Here is a 1,119-nt window from a genome sequence, read left to right as displayed (position 1 = left end):
CCGGCGCAGCCGGCGCGAGGCGGCGGGGCCCCCGGCCGGCGAACTCGCCGTGCGCACCGCGCTCACCCTGATCGAGCCGGAGACCGACCGGTACTGGTTCCGCGGGGTGGACGCCGTGGAGCTGGCCTCCCGGTACGCCTTCGAGGAGGTCGCCGAGTGGCTCTGGACGGGGACCGCGGCGCCCGGGGCCCGGTTCGCCGCTCCGGCGGAGCTCCTGGCCGCGGCCCGGCGGGCGGTGGCCGCGATGCCCGAGCACAGCGGGCCCCTGGACCTGCTGCGCGTCGCGGTGGCCGCCGCGGCGGTCGCGGACCCGCTGCGCTTCGACCTGTCGGGGGAGGCCGTACTGGGCTCCGCGCGCTGTCTGATCCCGACCCTGGTCGGGGCCCTGCCCGAGGCGGCGCCCGAGCACCCGGGCGACGGCCGGCTCGCCTGGCGGCTGTGGTCCCGGCTGACCGCGCGGGAGCCGGACCCGGTGGCGGTGGACGCCCTGGACCTGGCCCTGGCCCTGCTCGTCGACCACGACCTGGCCGCCTCCACCCTGGCCGTCCGGGTCGCCGCCTCCGCCCGGGCCCACCCGTACGCCGTCGTCTCGGCCGGGCTCGGCGCGCTCGAAGGCCCCCTGCACGGGGCGGCGGGCCGGCTCGCGCACCGGATGCTGGCGGAGGTGCTGGAACGGGGCGGCGCCGCCCCGGTGGTGGCGGAGTACCTGCGAGCGGGCCGCCGGATGCCGGGGTTCGGCCACCGCCTGTACCGGGGCGAGGACCCCCGGGCGCGGGCGCTGTCCGGGCGGCTGGCGGAGCTGCCCCCGGCGGCCGCGGCCCTGGGCGCGGCGCGGGAGGTGGCGGCGGTGATGGCCCGGCACGGGCTGCACCCGAACGTGGACCTTGCGCTGGCGGTGCTGACGCTGTCCTCCGGGATGACCGCCGAGGCCGGGGAGACCGTCTTCGCGGTGGCCCGGACCGCCGGGTGGATCGCGCACGCGCTGGAGGAGTACCAGGAGCGGCCGCTGAGGATGCGCCCCAGCGGCCACTACACGGGTCGGCGGCCGCCCCGCCCGCTCCCCTGACGGTGGTTCAGCCGCCGGACACCGCCCGCAGGGGGCCGAGCGCGGCGGCCCGG

General features: G+C 80.2%; 1 protein-coding gene. It reads left to right on the top strand.

What is annotated here, in order from left to right; all coding sequences use genetic code 11:
* Positions 1-1,066, top strand: a 1,066-nt coding sequence (locus VR44_RS19015) for a citrate/2-methylcitrate synthase (protein ID WP_045948738.1), incomplete at its 5' end; no start/stop codon positions are given.
* Between the last annotated feature and the right edge of the window lie 53 nt (positions 1,067-1,119).

The sequence above is a fragment of the Streptomyces katrae genome (assembly GCF_000966975.1).
Taxonomy (GTDB): Bacteria; Actinomycetota; Actinomycetes; order Streptomycetales; family Streptomycetaceae; genus Streptomyces; species Streptomyces katrae.
This window is presented reverse-complemented; position numbering and strand designations above follow the sequence as displayed.